Source organism: Agrobacterium sp. CGMCC 11546, from assembly GCF_013365515.1.
GTDB lineage: Bacteria > Pseudomonadota > Alphaproteobacteria > Rhizobiales > Rhizobiaceae > Agrobacterium > Agrobacterium fabrum.
Genome location: NZ_CP047387.1, coordinates 570,517 through 588,016 on the forward strand (window position 1 = coordinate 570,517; position 17,500 = coordinate 588,016).

20 protein-coding genes are annotated in these 17,500 nt (G+C 60.8%); 13 read left to right on the plus strand and 7 right to left on the minus strand.

Features of this window, described 5'->3' with window-relative positions; genetic code table 11:
- Positions 1-26 precede the first annotated feature (26 nt).
- From GSF67_RS02865 to GSF67_RS02875, 3 genes are read left to right on the plus strand one after another with little or no spacing between them, the layout of a single operon-like run.
- Positions 27-749, plus strand: coding sequence for an SDR family oxidoreductase (locus GSF67_RS02865; RefSeq protein ID WP_006312223.1), 723 nt, complete (start codon positions 27-29; stop codon positions 747-749).
- A gap of 10 nt (positions 750-759) precedes the next feature.
- Positions 760-1,236 (plus strand): carboxymuconolactone decarboxylase family protein, encoded by a 477-nt coding sequence (locus GSF67_RS02870; protein ID WP_006312221.1) that lies wholly within the window; start codon positions 760-762, stop codon positions 1,234-1,236.
- Entirely contained in the window at positions 1,233-1,583 is a 351-nt protein-coding gene (locus GSF67_RS02875) for an Atu4866 domain-containing protein (protein ID WP_006312220.1), read from the plus strand. The genes GSF67_RS02870 and GSF67_RS02875 overlap by 4 nt, the downstream gene beginning before the upstream one ends.
- A 57-nt stretch (positions 1,584-1,640) precedes the next feature.
- Here GSF67_RS02875 and GSF67_RS02880 read toward each other — a convergent pair whose 3' ends face one another.
- Entirely contained in the window at positions 1,641-3,203 is a 1,563-nt protein-coding gene (locus tag GSF67_RS02880; protein WP_006312219.1) for a helicase HerA-like C-terminal domain-containing protein, read from the minus strand.
- Positions 3,204-3,517: 314 nt separating this feature from the next.
- On the opposite strand from GSF67_RS02880, the gene GSF67_RS02885 reads away from it, so the two are divergent.
- Complete coding sequence (locus GSF67_RS02885) at positions 3,518-3,913, plus strand: hypothetical protein (protein ID WP_006312217.1); 396 nt, start codon at positions 3,518-3,520, stop codon at positions 3,911-3,913.
- A gap of 7 nt (positions 3,914-3,920) precedes the next feature.
- Here the strand turns inward: GSF67_RS02885 and GSF67_RS02890 are convergent, their stop codons facing one another.
- The gene (locus tag GSF67_RS02890; protein ID WP_006312216.1) at positions 3,921-4,352 is read right to left on the minus strand and encodes a helix-turn-helix domain-containing protein; all 432 of its coding nucleotides are present in this window, start codon (positions 4,350-4,352) and stop codon (positions 3,921-3,923) included.
- Positions 4,353-4,455: 103 nt separating this feature from the next.
- Here GSF67_RS02890 and GSF67_RS02895 point away from each other — a divergent pair, with 103 nt between their 5' ends.
- The 3 genes from GSF67_RS02895 (at position 4,456) to GSF67_RS02905 (ending at position 6,835) form a co-directional block, all read left to right on the plus strand.
- Positions 4,456-5,214 (plus strand): SDR family oxidoreductase, encoded by a 759-nt coding sequence (locus GSF67_RS02895; RefSeq protein ID WP_006312215.1) that lies wholly within the window; start codon positions 4,456-4,458, stop codon positions 5,212-5,214.
- 70 nt (positions 5,215-5,284) lie between these two features.
- Positions 5,285-6,106, plus strand: a complete 822-nt coding sequence (locus GSF67_RS02900) for an AraC family transcriptional regulator (protein ID WP_006312214.1) — start codon at positions 5,285-5,287, stop codon at positions 6,104-6,106.
- Positions 6,107-6,223: 117 nt separating this feature from the next.
- Positions 6,224-6,835, plus strand: a complete 612-nt coding sequence (locus tag GSF67_RS02905) for a LysE family translocator (RefSeq protein ID WP_006312213.1) — start codon at positions 6,224-6,226, stop codon at positions 6,833-6,835.
- A gap of 24 nt (positions 6,836-6,859) precedes the next feature.
- Here the strand turns inward: GSF67_RS02905 and GSF67_RS02910 are convergent, their stop codons facing one another.
- Both GSF67_RS02910 and GSF67_RS02915 read right to left on the minus strand, forming a co-directional pair.
- Entirely contained in the window at positions 6,860-7,687 is an 828-nt protein-coding gene (locus GSF67_RS02910) for an aldo/keto reductase (protein WP_006312212.1), read from the minus strand.
- 110 nt (positions 7,688-7,797) lie between these two features.
- On the minus strand, positions 7,798-8,724 hold the full coding sequence (locus GSF67_RS02915) for a bestrophin family protein (protein WP_006312211.1): 927 nt from the start codon (positions 8,722-8,724) through the stop codon (positions 7,798-7,800).
- Between the two features lie 188 nt (positions 8,725-8,912).
- On the opposite strand from GSF67_RS02915, the gene GSF67_RS02920 reads away from it, so the two are divergent.
- Entirely contained in the window at positions 8,913-9,620 is a 708-nt protein-coding gene (locus GSF67_RS02920) for a YafY family protein (protein WP_006312210.1), read from the plus strand.
- A 48-nt stretch (positions 9,621-9,668) separates the two neighbouring features.
- Positions 9,669-10,037 (plus strand): VOC family protein, encoded by a 369-nt coding sequence (locus GSF67_RS02925; RefSeq protein WP_006312208.1) that lies wholly within the window; start codon positions 9,669-9,671, stop codon positions 10,035-10,037.
- 5 nt (positions 10,038-10,042) lie between these two features.
- Here the strand turns inward: GSF67_RS02925 and tam are convergent, their stop codons facing one another.
- Entirely contained in the window at positions 10,043-10,813 is a 771-nt protein-coding gene (gene tam, locus GSF67_RS02930; protein ID WP_006312207.1) for a trans-aconitate 2-methyltransferase, read from the minus strand.
- A gap of 334 nt (positions 10,814-11,147) precedes the next feature.
- Between tam and GSF67_RS02935 the strand changes: the two genes are divergently transcribed.
- Positions 11,148-12,029 carry a branched-chain amino acid aminotransferase gene (locus tag GSF67_RS02935; RefSeq protein WP_006312205.1) on the plus strand — a complete coding sequence of 294 codons (882 nt, stop codon included), beginning with the start codon at positions 11,148-11,150 and terminating at the stop codon, positions 12,027-12,029.
- Between the two features lie 169 nt (positions 12,030-12,198).
- The gene (locus tag GSF67_RS02940) at positions 12,199-14,556 is read left to right on the plus strand and encodes a methyl-accepting chemotaxis protein (protein ID WP_006312204.1); all 2,358 of its coding nucleotides are present in this window, start codon (positions 12,199-12,201) and stop codon (positions 14,554-14,556) included.
- A gap of 226 nt (positions 14,557-14,782) precedes the next feature.
- Here the strand turns inward: GSF67_RS02940 and GSF67_RS02945 are convergent, their stop codons facing one another.
- Positions 14,783-15,670 (minus strand): LysR family transcriptional regulator, encoded by an 888-nt coding sequence (locus GSF67_RS02945; RefSeq protein WP_006312203.1) that lies wholly within the window; start codon positions 15,668-15,670, stop codon positions 14,783-14,785.
- A gap of 96 nt (positions 15,671-15,766) precedes the next feature.
- Between GSF67_RS02945 and GSF67_RS02950 the strand changes: the two genes are divergently transcribed.
- Entirely contained in the window at positions 15,767-16,309 is a 543-nt protein-coding gene (locus GSF67_RS02950) for a GNAT family N-acetyltransferase (RefSeq protein WP_035215054.1), read from the plus strand.
- 5 nt (positions 16,310-16,314) lie between these two features.
- On the opposite strand, the gene GSF67_RS02955 is transcribed toward GSF67_RS02950, so the two are convergent.
- Positions 16,315-16,659, minus strand: coding sequence for a hypothetical protein (locus tag GSF67_RS02955; protein ID WP_165691183.1), 345 nt, complete (start codon positions 16,657-16,659; stop codon positions 16,315-16,317).
- A gap of 220 nt (positions 16,660-16,879) precedes the next feature.
- Between GSF67_RS02955 and GSF67_RS02960 the strand changes: the two genes are divergently transcribed.
- A complete protein-coding gene (locus GSF67_RS02960) occupies positions 16,880-17,482 on the plus strand; it encodes a superoxide dismutase (RefSeq protein ID WP_006312200.1) in 603 nt (200 codons plus the stop codon).
- Positions 17,483-17,500: the final 18 nt, after the last annotated feature.

Below are 17,500 nucleotides of genomic sequence, written 5' to 3' on the forward strand. Positions count from 1 at the left end.
CCGGCCGTAACAGCAAGGAGAAAGCCATGACATTGAACAAAGTCGTTCTCATCACGGGTGCATCGAGCGGGATCGGTGAGGGCATCGCAAGGGAGCTTGCGGGTGCCGGAGCGAAGCTGGTGCTCGGCGCACGCCGCATGGACCGTTTGCAGTCCCTCGCGGAAGAACTGCGTCGGAAGGGTGCCGAGGTCGTCATCCATACGCTTGATGTAACGGACAGGCAGAGCGTCGAGGCTTTTGCCGAGGCGGGACGCAAGGCCTTCGGCCAGATCGACGTTATCGTCAACAATGCGGGCATCATGCCGCTGTCGCTGATGTCGTCGCTCAAAGTCGACGAATGGGACCGCATGATCGACGTCAACATCAAGGGCGTGCTTTACGGCGTCGCCGCGGTGCTGCCGGAAATGACGGCACGCGCTTCCGGACACATCATCAACATCGCCTCCATCGGTGCGCTGGCCGTCTCGCCGACGGCTGCCGTTTATTGCGCGACGAAATTTGCGGTCCGCGCCATTTCGGACGGGCTGCGTCAGGAGAACCGTGACCTTCGCGTCACCTGCATTCACCCCGGCGTGGTGGAAAGCGAACTCGCCCACACCATCACCGATCCGGCCGCCGCGGAACTGATGCAGAGCTACCGGGCCATCGCCCTGAAGCCCGACGCCATCGGCCGCGCCGTCCGTTACGCCATCGAGCAACCCGATGACGTCGATGTCAATGAAATCGTCATCCGCCCCACCGCCGCCTGAGGAGATCGACATGAAAGCCATTTTTCCGACCGCGTTTGCGATTGCAATGTTCGCAGGATCTGCCGCCGCACTCGCAAATACGCAGCACATGGATGACCGGTTGAAACGCGGCGATGATGTCGTCCGCAGCCTCAACAATGGCCAGCCGCAAGCCAATCTGGAGCGTATGCGGCAGGAGTTTCCGTTCCTGGCGGAAGCAACGGAGGGTTACGCCTTGGGAGAGGTCTGGTCGCGGGCGGGCCTGGACAACCGCACCCGCCAGCTGGCCGCCGTCGCGGTCATGGCGGCCCTTGGCGAGCGTGATCTGATGAAGGTCCATGCCGGTTATGCACTGAATGTCGGCGCGACCGACGAGGAACTGAAGGAGATGATCTATCTCATCACCGTTCCCGCCGGTTTCCCTAAGGCTATCGCCGCATCACGCACGCTTGCGGAACTGTTCGAGGAACGCCGCGCGAATGCCGCGACGGGAGTGGAAAGAAAATGAACATCGTATCGACATCGGTTGCGCTTCTGCTTGCGGCGGCTTCCGCCGAAGTAGAGAGCCGCAAATCTAGCAACGCCACGGAAGTGAACATGACGGAGACGGCTCAAATAGAGAACCACCCTTATGTCGGCACGTGGGTCACCGGCGATGGCCACATTCGTCAGGAACTTCTGCCTAATGGCCGTTATGACGAGGCGCGGGGCAAACGCAAAAGCGCCTATCAGGGACGTTATGAGGTGAAGGGAAACCACATCGACTATTGGGACGATACCGGCTTCACGGCCGATGGCGAATTCGTCGATGATGTGCTCCATCACGGCGGCATGATCTTCTATCGTCAGAAGTAACCGCCGCGACGTTAAAGCGCCGCCCGCCCATCGAGCGGGTAGGCGGCGCGCTTGTTTCTACCGCTTAAGGCTTCCCAAAATCCCGCGCACGATGGCGCGGCCGACCGAAGTCGCAACCGAGCGGGCAGCGCTTTTCATTGCCGCCTCGATCACCGTTTCGCGCTGATAACCGCTCGTCTTGCGGGCGCCGGTGGTCGAGGCCTGTTTGGGCTCCTCATCACCGAAGCCGGGCAGGCGCCAGCGCCCCGAGGCGTTGTCGGACTGGTTGGCGGCATTTTCTTCCTCGGCGCGCTTGGCGGCTTCTGCTTCCGCCGCCTTCTGGGCGCGGGCGTTAAGGATTTCGAAGGCCGATTCCCGGTCGATATCCTTGTCATACTGGCCGGAGACGGGGCTTAGATCGATCAGCGACTTGCGCTCCGCATCCGTCAGCGGCCCGACGCGGCCGGATGGCGGGCGCACGAGCGTGCGCTCGACGATGGAAGGCGCACCCTTGTCATGCAGGGTGGAGATCAGCGCTTCACCCGTGCCGAGCGTGGTGATGGTATCGGCCGTGCTGAAAGCGGGGTTCTGGCGGAATGTATCGGCGGCGGTGCGCACTGCCTTCTGTTCGCGCGGCGTATAGGCGCGCAGCGCATGCTGCACGCGGTTGCCGAGCTGGGCAAGAACGGTTTCCGGCACGTCGAGCGGGTTCTGCGTCACGAAATAGACGCCGACGCCCTTGGAGCGGATGAGACGCACGACCTGTTCCACGCGTTCCACCAGCACCCGCGGGGCATCGTTGAACAGCAGATGCGCTTCGTCGAAGAAGAACACCAGGCGCGGTTTTTCCGGGTCACCCACTTCAGGCAGTTCCTCGAACAGTTCCGACAGCATCCAGAGCAGGAAGGTGGCGTAAAGGCGCGGGTTCATCATCAGCTTGTCGGCGGCGAGGACCGAAACCGTGCCGCGCCCATCCGCGCCGACGCGCATGATGTCGGCGATCTTCAGCGCCGGTTCGCCGAAGAAATTGGCCGCGCCCTGCTGTTCGAGAACGAGTAGCCCACGCTGCAGCGAACCGACCGAGGCCTTGGAAATCAGGCCGAACTGGCTGGAAAGCGCCGATGCGTTTTCGCCCATATAGTTCAAGAGCGATTGCAGGTCTTTCAGATCGAGCAGCGGCAACCCACCCTGATCGGCGATCTTGAAGGCGATGTTGAGCACGCCTTCCTGCGCTTCCGAAGCGTCCATCAGCCGGGCGAGCAGCAACGGTCCCATTTCGGCGATGGTGGCGCGCACGCGATGGCCTTTTTCACCGTAGAGATCCCAGAAGATCACGGGCGACTTGCTATAGGAAAAATCGGTGAAACCGATCTGTTCGGCGCGTTTCTGCACCCAGTCTTTTGCTTCGCCTTCCAGTGCGATACCGGAAAGGTCACCCTTGATATCGGCGCAGAAGACCGGCACGCCTGCCTTGGAAAAACCTTCGGCGAGCACCTGCAGGGTCACGGTCTTGCCCGTTCCCGTCGCACCGGTGATGAGGCCGTGGCGGTTGCCGAATTTCAGTTCCAGATATTCGCCCTTGTTCAGGCTGTCGTCCGGATTGCGGCTGGTGCCGATATAGAGCTGTCCGTCCTGCAACATCGACCATTTTCTCCTGCGGCTGATGCATGACCCTTAAAAATCAACGCGGATTTTGTAAAAAGTCATGTCCGAATGAATGCGTAACTGGCATGCTTTGGCCGTTCCTCGCGAAAGCGGCCTTTTCATAGTCTGGTTGTGATGATCTTATAAGGGCAGTTTCAAGGCGCAACAACTGCTTGATGGCGATGAAGAAAAACCGCTTGATGAAAGTTGCCGCACCATTCATGGCCGCTTGAATGCGGCACTGGATTGTTTTACGTTGACGTTAACGTCAGTTATTCGATGTTGGCGTCGTTTTTCAACAGGAGGCAAGAATGAACGAAGTCGTGGATCAGATCGCCGCAAAGGCGGGGATCGACCCTGAACTGGCTGAAAAGGCCATTGGCATGATTCTCGGTTTTCTCCAGCGCGAGGCGGAAGACGGCCCGATCGCCCGGATGATCGAAGCCATTCCCGGCGCCAGCGATCTGGTTGCCCAGTATAATGGCGAAGGCACCGGTGGCGGCGGCGGTCTGCTTGGCGGACTGATGAGCGCGCTCGGCGGCGGCGGCATCATGGGCCTCGGCCAGCAGCTGATGAGCCAAGGCCTCGGCATGAGCGAGATTTCCACGCTCGCCAAGGAAACTATCGCCGTAGCCCGCCAGCATGCGGGCGATGAGACCGTCGATCAGGTGATCGCCTCGGTGCCGGGCCTCAGCCAGTTCGCTTGAGGCGAGTTTACTCCATCGCAGGGCGCGGCGGCTGTTCGTTGAACCGCCGCCGCGCCTCTTCTATTTCGGCATGGTGCGTCTCCGCCCAGATCCACACGCCGCAAAAAGCGCTGCCGAGTGTGCGGCCAAGGGTTGTCAGGCCGTAATCCACATGCGGCGGAATGACGGGGTGCACCGTGCGGCGCACCAGCCCGTCGCTTTCCATCTGCCGCAGCGTTTTCGTCAGCATCTTCTGGCTGATATTGCCCACATGTTTGCCGATCTGCGTGAAGCGCTGCGTCCCATGCTCTTCCAGCACCTCGAGAATGAGCATCGTCCATTTATCGGCCACCTTCGCAATGATATCCTGAACCAGCGCCTCAATCGCCGGATTGGTATCCGTGGGCGGCGGAACCTTACGCCGGCTCTCGATGGCCGGGTCGGCGGCGTGCCATTTCATCTTACACTCTCCTTTGGGTAAGTATAAATCTTTTGGGTGCCTACTTTCGATTGGAGAGTATCATAGCTAACTTCCTTTCAGCCAACAAGCAAAGGATGTTCCAATGAAAATCACCGGCAATACCATTCTCATCACCGGCGGCGGCTCCGGCATCGGTAGGGCGCTGGCGGAAGCGTTTCATCAGGCCGGCAACAGGGTCATCATTTCCGGCCGCCGCCAGGCTGTGCTCGATGAGGTAACGGCCGCCAATCCCGGCATGGCCTCAATGGTCATGGATGCCGGCGATGCCGAAGGCATCCGCGCTTTTGCCGAGGCGCTGGTAAAGGCCCATCCCACCCTCAATGCCGTCATCAACAATGCCGGCATCATGCGCCCGGAAGAAATCGCCGCCGCGCCTGACTATCTCGACACGGCGGAAGAAACCATTGCGACCAACCTCCTTGCCCCCATCCGTCTGACGGCGGCGCTTTTGCCGCATTTCCTCAAGCAGCCGGCCGCCACGGTGCTGACGGTCTCCTCCGGCCTCGCTTTCGTGCCCATGGTGCTGACCCCCACTTACAGCGCCACCAAATCGGCCATCCATGCCTATTCGGTTGCGCTACGCGAGCAACTGAAGGAGACGTCCGTGGAGGTCATAGAAATCGTGCCGCCTTATGTGCAGACGACGCTGATGGGCGAGGGGCAGGCCACTGACGAAAGAGCTATGCCGCTTGAAGCGTTCATTTCCGAAGTGATGGATATTCTCGCCAACCACCCGGACCAGAAGGAAGTGGTGGTGGAACGCTGCAAGCCTTTGCGTTTTGCCGCGCATAACGGAAATTTCGATCAGGTCTTTGCCATGATCAACCATATGCATCCGTAAACGGCAGCGTCTGTCGCATGGGGGCATCCTGTGATAGCGTCGTGCTCCTATCTGAGGAGCGCGCGCTTTCATGGCCAATGGCCGGTTCCTGATGCCGAAAACCAGCATGCCCGGTATCGTCGCCGTGGTGGCCGATAGCGACCGTTCCTTTCCGCGCCATATGCATGATCAATACGGCATCGGTCTCATCAAACGCGGTGCGCAGAAATCGCTTTCTGGTCGTGGCATGGTGGAAGCGGCCGCCGGTCAGGTCATCACCGTCAATCCCGGCGAAATACATGACGGTATCCCGCTCGGGGAGGGCGGCCGCGCTTGGCGAATGCTCTATCTCGACATCGATATCGTGCGCGATGTCATTGCCGATGTCTGTGAGAAGGATGGCGGCTTTTTCGAATTCGCCTATCCCGTTGATGCAAGGCCGCTGGCGGAGCGGTTCGACGCTGTCTTTTCCGCTGTCACTGCGAAGGAACGACCGGGCGAGACCCTACACGGCGACGAGACCTTGCTGATGCTTCTGGCGACTTCGATGGAGACGGCGGCTAAACCGCCTGTGGTGACTTCGCCCGACACCATCAGGCGCGCGAAAAGCAGCATCGATGACGACCCTGCCCACCCGTTCCGCCTTGCCGATCTGGCCGGGGAGGCCGGCATGAGCCAATTCCGTTTCCTGCGGGCCTTCGCCAAAGCCACGGGCCTTACGCCGCACAGCTATCTTCTCCAGCGGCGCGTCCATCTGGCCCGGCACGCGCTGGCCGGAGGTAAGCCGCCGGCCGAGGTAGCTTTTATGGCCGGTTTTGCCGACCAAAGCCATCTGAACCGGGTTTTCGTGCGCCAGTTCGGGGTGACGCCGGGTGTGTATCGGGCTGCGCTCACTTCTCCTTCAATCCTGTGACGAGCACAGGAATGCGGGAAAGGGAGCCTCCAGTCATCAACTCTGCAATTTCATCCAAGACACCCACCCCAAGCATCATCATGCTCCTGTCCTCCACCCACAGGACAGACCCGCACCATGACACCCGAATTCCTCATCACATCCTTCATCGTCGCCGCTTCTCCCGGAACCGGCGTGGTTTACACACTGGCCGCCGGCCTCTCGCAGGGGGCAAAGGCGAGTATCATTGCGGCTTTCGGCTGCACGCTCGGCATCGTGCCGCATCTTCTCGCCGCCATCACCGGGCTTGCCGCCATTCTGCACACCAGTGCGCTGGCCTTCAGCGTGGTCAAATATCTGGGGGTCGCCTATCTGCTTTACATGGCGTGGAACACGCTGCGGGAGAATGGCGCGCTGACGATCGATGAGGCGAGGCAACCGCAAAAACCCGCCCGCGTTATCGGTGAGGCGATCCTCATCAATCTGCTGAACCCGAAACTGTCGATCTTCTTTTTCGCCTTCCTGCCGCAGTTCATCGCCCCGGGCGAGCTTTCACCGACAGGCCAGATGACTGAGCTCGGGCTGGTCTTCATGGCCATGACCTTTCTGGTGTTTGCGCTTTACGGCAGTTTTGCCGCCTCGGTCCGGCAGCAGGTCGTTTCGCGTCCTGCGGTTTTCACCTGGCTAAGGCGCAGCTTCGCCGCCGCTTTCGTGGCGCTGGGGGCGAAGCTCGCCTTTACCGAGCGGTGAGACCGAACCGGATGACCGGCCGCCTCAGTCGTCCCAATCGGGCGCGAGGTGACCGGGGCTGACGATGCGGCCATTCGGCCTGGCAAGCGCATGGATCGCCTGCATTTCGTCTTCAGTGAGCGCAAAATCGAAAATGTCGAAATTCTCCTTGAGGCGGCTTTCCGTCGCCGTCTTGGAAAGCGCCACGATATCCGGTTGCTGCACCGCCCAGCGCAGGGTCACCTGCGCGGCAGTCTTGCCGTGTTTCGCGCCGATATCTGTCAGAACAGGATCGTTCGGCACCTTGCCGTCGGCCATCAGATAATAGGCCGTCACCGACATGCCGTGTTTACGGGCAGCCGAAATCACCTTCGTCTGGTCAAGATAGGGGTGATATTCGATCTGGTTGGTGGCAAGCGGTGTGTCGGAAAGTTTCACCGCTTCTTCGGTCAGTGCCACGTTGAAGTTGGAAATGCCGATATTGCGGGCCTTGCCGGCCTTGCGCACCGCATTCAGCGCACCCATGCGCTCGGCAAGCGGCACGTCGCTCTTTGGCCAGTGCAGAAGCAGCAGGTCGACATAGTCGGTCTTCAGTTTTGCAAGGCTTTCATCGACGGAGGCGAGAAAATCGTCATGGCGGTAGCGGTCCACCCAGACTTTGGTGGTGAGAAAGATATCATGCCGGGAAATGCCCGACTGCGCGATGACCTCGCCGACGGCACCCTCGTTCTTGTATATCTGGGCGGTATCGACATGGCGGAAACCAAGTTTCAGCGCTTCCGGCAGAATGCGCCTGACATCGTCTTCCGGAATGCGGAAGGTGCCGAAACCGAGGGCGGGAATATTCGCGCCATTCGCGCTGACGTCGTACATGGGTGTCTCTCCTGTTTGCTGAAAACATGGCCGGCGGAAGAGGCCGGTTAGGGGAAGGCGTCTTTCTTTAACTGGTGTCGGCGCGATCGGTTTCAACCACGAGGACAGGATCACATCAGCACATAATCCACCGGACGCGGGTCTTCAGGCAGACCCGTCTCGCCCATCGCCTCGCGCAGATTGATCTCGATGGTGGTGGCGAGCGCATTGATCGGCAGCGCATTGAGGCCGGTGCCGAAGGGATCCTCCAGCTCGTCGGACAGCGCATCGAGACCGAAAAACGTATAAGCGACGAGCGTGCTGGTAAATGGCGTCGCCCAGCCGAGCAGATCGGTGAAACCGAACGGCAAGAGAAGGCAGAAAAGATGCGCGGTGCGGTGCAGCAGTAGCGAATAACCGAAGGGAACCGGCGTGTGGCGGATGCGCTCGCAGGAAGCCTGCGCGGCCGCCATCTGCTGCACGGTGGTATCCAACATCTGCAGCTGGATATCGCTGATCTGCCCTTTGGCGTTGGCGGCGATGAAAGCACCGGAGAGTTCCCGCAGCAGCATGTCCGGCCGGTTGCGGCTGCGGGCATAGGTCTCGGCCAGATCGTCCGGGATGAGGCGGGTTGCGGTGCCGGTCGCCTCACCGGGGCGCAGATGCGAGACCAGCGCGTGGCAGAAGGCGATGGCGAGATCGATCACCCGCCGGCGGGCCACCGGTTCGGCCACATCCTGCCGGCTCTCGAGCAGGGCGCTTTGGCGCGCCAGCGTGCGCGCCACGGTAATCAACGCCCCCCATTGCTTGCGGGCTTCCCACCAGCGGTCGTAACAGGCATTGGCGCGAAAGCCTAGGAACACCGAAAGCGCGATGCCGAGCAGCGAAAACGGCGCACCGTTCAGCGCCGGCACCAGATCGGGCCGGTCCTTGTGTGCCCAGACGACCAGCGTCGACAGTATAAAAACGGCGAGCACCTGCGGAAAGATGCGGACGATGATGGAGCCGCGCACAATGAAGAAAAGCTGCAGCAGGTTCGGTTTTGAACGAACGATCATGGCGAAAACTCGAAAGGCCGGGGATGGTGGCGAGGATGCGAAAATCCCGGCCCCTATCTACATGATGGCGGCTCGGGCTTGTCCACCCTTTTTTGCGTGGTTGCGCCCGGCGGCGGGCGGGGTTACCCCTCGGATGCCGGCAAACCTGACCGGTAGGATCCGACGATGCGGATGGAAGGAAATCTCGCGTGTCACGCTCACAACGGCTTCTCGATCTCCTGCAGATCCTGCGCTCCCACCGCATGCCGGTCAGCGGTGCGGCGCTTGCCGCCGAGACCGGCGTCAGCCTGCGCACGCTCTACCGCGATATAGCGACGCTGCAGGCGCAGGGCGCGGATATCGAGGGTGAGGCAGGCGTGGGTTATGTGCTGCGTCCCGGTTTCCTGTTGCCGCCGCTGATGTTTTCGCAACAGGAAATCGAGGCGCTGGTGCTGGGCTCGCGCTGGGTGGCGGGCCGCGCCGATGCCGGGCTGGCCGAGGCCGCGCGTGCCGCACTCGTCAAGATCGCTGCCGTTCTGCCCGATGCACTGCGTGAGGAACTCGATAATTCCACCCTGCTTGTCGGCCCGGGGCAGGGCCTTGCCGCCATCCGTGTCGATCTGGCCGCCATTCGCGAAACCATCAGGAAAGAGAGCAAGGCGGTGATGACCTATCGTGATGAGAAGGGAGACCTGACGGAGCGGGTCATCTGGCCCTTTGCGCTCGCTTTTTTCGATCTGGTGCGCGTGGTGCTGGCATGGTGCGAAACCCGGCAGGATTTCCGCAGCTTCCGGGCTGACCGCATCGAAAGCTTCCGTCCTCTCGACAACCGTTACCCGCGCCGCCGCCCGGCGCTGATGAAAGAATGGCGCGAGCGGGAGAAACAGCGGCGACGCAATCATGCTGACAAAAACTGACAACAGGCGGGTCTAGAAACCGTTCATCCGCAACACAGGAGAACGACCATGACCCACCCCGATTTCACCATCCTCTATGTCGACAACCCGCCGGCCAGCACGCAGTTCTACAAGGCGCTACTGGGTGTCGATCCCGTCGAATCCTCCCCGACTTTTTCCCTCTTCGTCCTTGCCAACGGCATGAAGCTCGGCCTCTGGTCACGGCACACCGTGGAGCCGAAGGCCTCCGTGACGGGCGGTGGCGGAGAGCTTGCTTTCCGTGTCGAAAACGACGCGCAGGTGGATGAGACTTTCGCCGGGTGGAAGGCAACTGGTGTCGCCATGCTGCAGCAGCCCGCGAAAATGGAGTTCGGTTATACCTTCACGGCCGCCGACCCAGACAGCCACCGCCTCCGGGTCTATGCCTTCGCGGGTTGATAACCCTATTTCTTCACCGCCACCACGAAAAGCCGGGGAAAACGCAGCAGCAACCGGCCGTCCGCCATGGGAGGATAGGCCGCCGCGATGCGTCGCGTATAATCGGCGAGGAAGGCTTCGCGGTTTTCCTCGCCTGCGGCGGCGAGATAGGGGCGCAGCCCCGTGCCCTTCACCCATTCGACAATGCTGTCCGCATCCTTCATCGGGTGATTATAGACGGTGTGCCAGACATCCACCCGCGAGGATTTCGGCGAAAGCGCATTAAAATAGTCCGAGGGTGGGGGAAGAGGTTTGCGACGCAGGCCGCCACCGGAAAAAGCGTCCTTCCACGGTCCCCCGTCGGCCGTTTCATGCATCGCGATATGCGTCGGCTCCTGCAGATTGTCAGGCATCTGCACGGCGAGAACACCGCCGCTTTCCAGCTGGTCCATCAGTTGTGACAGAACGGCAAGATGGTCCGGCACCCACTGGAAAACGGCATTGGCGTAAAGCAGGTCCGCCTTCTGCGCCGGTTTCCACGTCGCAAGGTCGGCCTTGCCGAAATTGGTATTCGGTAGCCGGTCCGCCGCCTTTTCCAGCATGTCGTCGTCGCTGTCGATGCCGGTGATGACGTTGACGCCGTAACGGTCGGTCAGAAGCTCGGTGGAATTGCCCGGGCCGCAGCCGAGGTCATAACCATTCAGCACGCGCTCCAGCGGCACCTGGGCCAGAAGATCCCGCGCGGGGCGCGTCCGTTCGTCTTCGAATTTCAGATATTGTTGCGCGGACCACGCCATGATTTCCTCCTGCGGACTGCCGTCAGATCGTCAGCATCGCATAGCCGAAACGGCCCCGCCATCATCGGATCAATGAATTATTGTGATGATTCTATTCATCAACCTTTTGTTTCGCCTCACAAAACGTCTCTGTCAGGGCCTGCATTTGTTATTTTCCATCAAAATCAAATATGGCGGCAATTAAAACTTGACCTGTCTGGGCGAGAGGCATTCACTCCGGCCGATTTCCAGCACATGCCGGTTAAGAACGCGAAACGTTTTGCGTCCGGAAATGCATCAAGACAAAAGACGGAGCGTTTTCGCCAGGCGGAAATGCTTGACACAGGAGACCGTTATGAGCGTCGATACCGCACCCCGATCAACCACCTGGACCTATGTTGACGGTCAATGGCTGCCCGGCAATCCGCCGCTCATCGGCCCGACCTCGCATGCCATGTGGCTGGCCTCCACGGTATTTGACGGTGCACGCTGGTTTGATGGCGTGGCACCCGATCTCGATCTGCATTGCCAGCGTGTCAATCGCTCAGCCACCAACATGGGCATGAAGCCGACCATGACGGCGGAAGAGATCGAGACGCTTGCGCTTGAGGGTGTGAGGAAATTCGACGGCAGGATGGCGATCTACATCAAGCCGATGTATTGGGCCGAACACGGCATGCCCGGCAGCGTTGTCGCGCCGGATGCCAGCTCCACCCGTTTTGCGCTCTGCCTGTTCGAAGCGCCGATGGACGCCGGCAAGCCGCTGACGCTCACCGTCTCGCCGCTGCGTCGTCCGTCGCCGGAAACCGCGATGACCGACGCCAAGGCCGGCAGTCTTTATCCCAATAGCGGCCGCGCCATTCTGGAAGCCCGCGCACGCGGTTTCGACAATGCCCTGATGCGCGACATGAACGGCAATGTCGCCGAATCCGCCTCGGCCAACATCTTCATGGTCAAGGACGGCGTTGTCTTCACGCCGGTGCCCAACCGCACCTTTCTTGCCGGCATCACCCGTTCGCGTGTGATCGGTCTTCTGCGCCAGGCCGGTTTCGACGTGCGGGAAGCCACGCTCTCGGTCGAGGATTTCAACGAGGCTGATGAAATCTTCTGCTCGGGCAATTATTCCAAGGTTTCGCCTGTCGTGAAGCTGGATGACCGCGAATTGCAGGCGGGCCCGGTCGCGCGCAAGGCGCTTGATCTCTATATGGATTGGGCACGTCTCGGCGCAGACGTCTGAAATCCGCATCCATTGCGTTAAACGCGGCCATGGCAGGCATTCGTCCGGTCATGGCCGTTTTTGTTGCGGCGCAAAAAAATCCCCAAAAAGATGGGGGAGTTTAATCCAATTTTAGACAAGCTTATTTTAGTTTGCGGCATCTTCATTTCCGGCTAGCGGGGGCCGCCAGATGTCTTTCAGCATTCGTAATATACTTGTTGGTTTTTTCCTCACCATCAGCCTTGCACTTGCCGGTTTCGTCGGCACGCAATCGTGGCGCTCGGTCAATCGCGCCAGCGCCTTTTCCGAGGTCGCGCAGCTCGTCTCGCTGGACAAGCTTCTTTTCAACGCACTCCTGAATTTCCGCAGCGAACGTGGCGACAGCGCCACGGCGCTGACGCTCGATCCATCGAAGTCGGCTGGCAGCATCGCCAGTGTTGCGGCGGCACGCCAGAAGGTGGATGCCGCCATGACGGCATTCCTCACACAGTCTTCGTCGCTTGAAGATGCCAGGCTGCAAGGGCCGCTCAAACGCGTAAAGGATGTCTACGCACAGTTCGTTGAACTGCGAAAGAAGGTTGACGCCAATGTCTCGCAGCCGCTCGACCGGCGCGAGGGCGGTCTCGACAAGACCGTCATGACGCTCGGCGGCGACTTCCTCGCCTCGCTGGAAGCGGGTTCGACGGCGCTGGAGGGGGCTGTCCGCTCTCTCGATCAGGGCCAGACCGGTCTCATCCAGCTGCGCTCCTACGGCTGGTCCGCCCGTGCGCTTGGCGGCAGCGCCACCGTTGTCCTCAACGCCGCCGTGGCGCAGAACCGGCCGCTTACCGCCCAGGAAATGCAGCAGCTCGGTGCCTTCGATGCTGGCGCGGCATTTGCGTGGAAGGCGACGGGTGATCTCGTCGCGCATGAATCAACGCCGCAATCGCTCAAGGACATCTACGCCACTGCGGACAAGACCTATTTCAAGGGCGATTTCAACACTCAGCGCACCAAGCTCATCGAAGACCTCAACAATGGCCGCACGCCGACCTTTACCCTGGACAGCTGGCGCACCACCGTTACGGAAAATCTCGGCACGATTGCCAAGATCGCCTCTGCCGCCATGGATGTCCTCGATGCCAATGCAGAAAAGGCAAAACAGGACGCCTTTATCGGTTCGGTGGTCTATCTGGCGGTCTTCATAGCCACACTGGCGCCCTGCATTGTCTCGCTCGCCGTCATCGTCGGCCGCGTCACCCGGCCGATCAGCCGCCTGACCAACGCGATGATGGCGCTTTCGGGCGGCAATCTTGCAATCGATATCGCCGGCGCAAAGCGCGGCGACGAGATCGGCGAGATGGCCCGTGCCGTGGAAGTCTTCCGCGAGGCGGCCATCCGCAACCGGCAGCTGGAGGCGGACGCCGTCGCCAACCGGGAGCAGGCCGAACGCGACCGCATCGAGCTGCAGCAGCGCGCCGAGGCCGAGGCCGAAGAACGGCTCAACCAGGCCACGGGTTCGCTGGCGGGCGGTCTTCGCCGTCTCGCCTCCGGTGACATGGTCTGCGAGATCGCCACGCCGTTCGCACCGCAATTCGAAGCGCTGCGGCACGATTTCAACAGCTCCGTGCATCAGCTGCGTGAGGCGCTGACGAGTGTCGGCCAGTCCGTGCAGACGGTGAATGGCGGCGCCCATGAGGTTTCCTCTGCCTCCGACGATCTTTCCCGCCGCACCGAGCAGCAGGCTGCATCGCTTGAAGAGACTGCGGCAGCACTGGAAGAGATCACCGCCAATGTCTCCGCCACCTCCAAGCGGGCTGGCGAGGCGCGTGACACGGTGCGGGAAGCACGGACCAAGGCCGATCTTTCCGGCAAGGTGGTGCGCGATGCTGTCGCCGCCATGGAACGCATCGAACATTCCTCGCGCCAGATCGGCCAGATCATCGGCGTCATCGACGAAATCGCCTTCCAGACCAACCTTCTGGCGCTGAATGCGGGCGTCGAGGCGGCAAGGGCGGGCGATGCCGGCAAGGGCTTTGCCGTCGTTGCGCAGGAAGTTCGCGAACTGGCGCAGCGTTCCGCCAATGCGGCGAAGGAAATCAAGCAGCTCATCAACACCTCAGCCGTTGCGGTGGGTGAGGGCGTGAAGCTGGTTGCCGATACCGGCGTCGGGCTTTCCGAAATCGAGCAGCTGGTACTGTCCGTCAACAGCCATATGGACGCCATCGCCACGGCGGCGCAGGAACAGTCCGCCGGTCTCTCCGAGGTCAATACCGCCGTCAACCACATGGATCAGGCCACGCAGCAGAACGCCGCCATGGTCGAGGAAATGAACGCGGCCGGTGCCGGTCTCGCGCAGGAATGCGCCAATCTCCAGGCTCTGCTTGCGCAGTTCCAGCTCGGCCAGCAGGCCTCGGCACTGCGGGAGACGGCACGGCATATGCAACGCGTCGCAAACCCTGCGCGCGCTCCGGCCGCACCCGTCGCAGCACCGCCACGGGCCCGTCCCGTTGCCACGCGCGGCAACGCGGCGCTAGCCGTGAAGGGTGATGACTGGACGGAGTTCTGAGGTTCGTAAGTCTGGCCCGCGTCATCAAATGGCGCGGGCTACGTTGTTAACGAGGCTTTCTCCACCCGCAACGTCATCCTCGGGCTTGTCCCGAGGATCTGCAAACGATTGATTTTGGTGGCGTGTTTAGATCCTTGGGACAAGCCCAAGGATGCCGTCGAGAAAATGCGCATCATTCGCCATCAGTTTCGATGGCCTGGCCTTTATCTAAAATCTGCGATCCACTTCACCCTTTCCGCACATCCGGTAACGCACCGGCCAGCGCCCGAAGCGGCGCAGTCATGTGCTTGTCACGCCTCATCGCCAGCGCAATCCGCCGTTCCAGCGGCGGTTCGAGCGAGCGCCATTCAAGCCCGGATGCGGCTCCTTCGTGTTCCACAGCCATGCGCGGTACGACGGCAAGGCCAAGACCCGCGCCCGCCAGTTTCTTGATGGCCTCGACGCTGCCCAGTTCCATGGCGGGCTGCACGGTGCGGCCGCTTGCCGAAAACCATTGGTCCACGAGCTTGCGCGTATTGCCGCCCTCGTAAAGCAGCAGAGATCGCGTCGACAACGTTTCGGCAGTCAGCGTGGTTCTGGCCGGCACGGCGCCGCGCGGAAACACCGCGACGAGTTCGTCGAGATGGATGTCGCGGATATCGAGGCTGCGGCCGCTGGCGGGCAGGGCCACCACCGCCGCGTCGATCGTATTGGCCTCCAGAAGCCGCAATATATCGTGGGTATTGCCTGTTTGCACGACGATGTCGATGCCCGGCATCGCCTGCCGGATGCGGCCAAGCACCGGCGGCAGCAGATAGATACAGGCGGTGGCGCCGGTGCCAATGCGCAGGCTTCCCGTCGCCCCGCTGCGGTGCGGCGCAACCGTTTCGATCGCATGCGCCACCTCTTCGGATATGCGCCTTGCGTGGATGAGAAAATCCCTCCCTGCCGCCGTTGGCTGCGCGCGCCTGCCGACCCTCTCGATCAGCCGCACACCCAGCCGCTTTTCCAGAAGCCTTATATGCAGGCTGACGGCCGGCTGCGTCAGCCCGGCCTTGTCGGCGGCGGCGGAAAAACTGCCGAGCTTGGCCACATCCATGAAACTGCGCATTTGCCTGAGATCGAGGTCAATCATCAAAGAAAACCTTATCGTTTGTATAAGACAGATAATCTTTATTTTGGCTGCGTCGCAATGCACAATGAGGGCGTGAATGATCCGCAGGACAAGAGAATGACCCTTTCCACCGTTTTCAGCCTTTCGATCCGCCCCTGTGAGGAGGCGGATATTCCAGCCATTACCGAAATTTACCGGGATGCCGTTTTGTATGGCCGCGCCAGCTTCGAGATCGATCCGCCTGATGTGGCGACCATGGCCGAGCGCCGCCGCCTGCTGGTGGAGGGCAATTACCCCTATCTCGTCGCCGAACACGATGAAAAGGTAGCCGGATATGCCTATGCCGGTGCCTATCGCGCCCGCCCGGCCTATGGCGCGACGGTCGAGGATTCCGTTTATATCGATCCGGCCATGAAGGGCATGGGCATCGGGCGCAAACTGCTCGATGCGCTGATCGCGGAAGCCACCGCGCGTGGCTTCCGGCAGATGATCGCCGTCATCGGCGATAGCGCCAATGCGGCTTCGGTCGGCGTGCACCGCGCTGCCGGTTTCGAGCTTGTCGGCACCTTCAAATCCATCGGCTGGAAACATGGCCAATGGCTGGATACGGTACTGATGCAGCGGGCCTTGGGTGAGGGCGATACCACGCCGCGTTTCTAAGTCTTTCAGGGCTTTGTGGAGCCGGGGATTTCCACCTTCAGCGTGTCGCCGGCAAGCTCGCTACCCAGCTCCACGGCCTTGGTCTTCTTGTCGTAGACGCAGATATGGCTGACCGTCGCATCGGCACCCTTCGCTTTGCCGGTGAGGATAGCGAGACCGTAATTTTCGCTGCCGACTGGATCGACCACCGCCTTGGCATCCTCGATCATGTCCTTCGCTCCGGCAAGGCAAGCTGTCTGCACGTCCGCCACGAATTCCTTCCAGGCATCATCCGACGATGCGGCGGCCGGCAGGGCGAGGGAGGAGAGGGCGGCGGCAAGGATAAGGGGACGGATCAAAGCGCGGGTCATGGAATTTCCTTCCTGCAATGTCATCAAAAGCGAACCGATAGGGTGGAAAACGGTACGCCAGGGTTGTGAAACAAATGTGGTGGCGGCTGGCTTGAGAGGAATTTTCTCTTTTGTCGGAACATTTTGATATTTCACAGGTTGCCCAAACAGAGGTTCGCTCCTATGGTCCGCTCACACGGTTTCTAGGAGCGGTAACCCGCTGCAAAAAGGAGTAAAAACCATGGCCTTCGAACTTCCTGAACTCCCCTACGACTACGACGCGCTTGCACCTTACATGTCGCGCGAGACGCTCGAGTTCCATCACGACAAGCACCACAAGGCTTATGTCGACAACGGCAACAAGCTGGCTGCAGAAGCCGGTCTTTCCGACCTGTCGCTCGAAGAAGTCGTGAAGAAGTCGTTTGGCACCAATGCCGGCCTCTTCAACAATGCTGCCCAGCACTACAACCACGTCCATTTCTGGAAGTGGATGAAGAAGGACGGCGGCGGCAACAAGCTGCCGGGCAAGCTGGAACAGGCATTCGCTTCCGATCTCGGCGGCTACGACAAGTTCAAGGCAGATTTCATCGCTGCCGGCACCACGCAGTTCGGCTCCGGCTGGGCATGGCTCTCCGTCAAGAACGGCAAGCTTGAAATCTCCAAGACCCCGAACGGCGAAAACCCGCTGGTTCACGGCGCAGATCCGATCCTCGGCGTCGACGTGTGGGAACACTCCTATTACATCGACTACCGCAACCTGCGTCCGAAGTACCTCGAAGCCTTCGTTGATAACCTCATCAACTGGGACTACGTCCTGGAGCGTTACGAAGCCGCTACCAAGTAAGGCTTGGCGAACGGAATT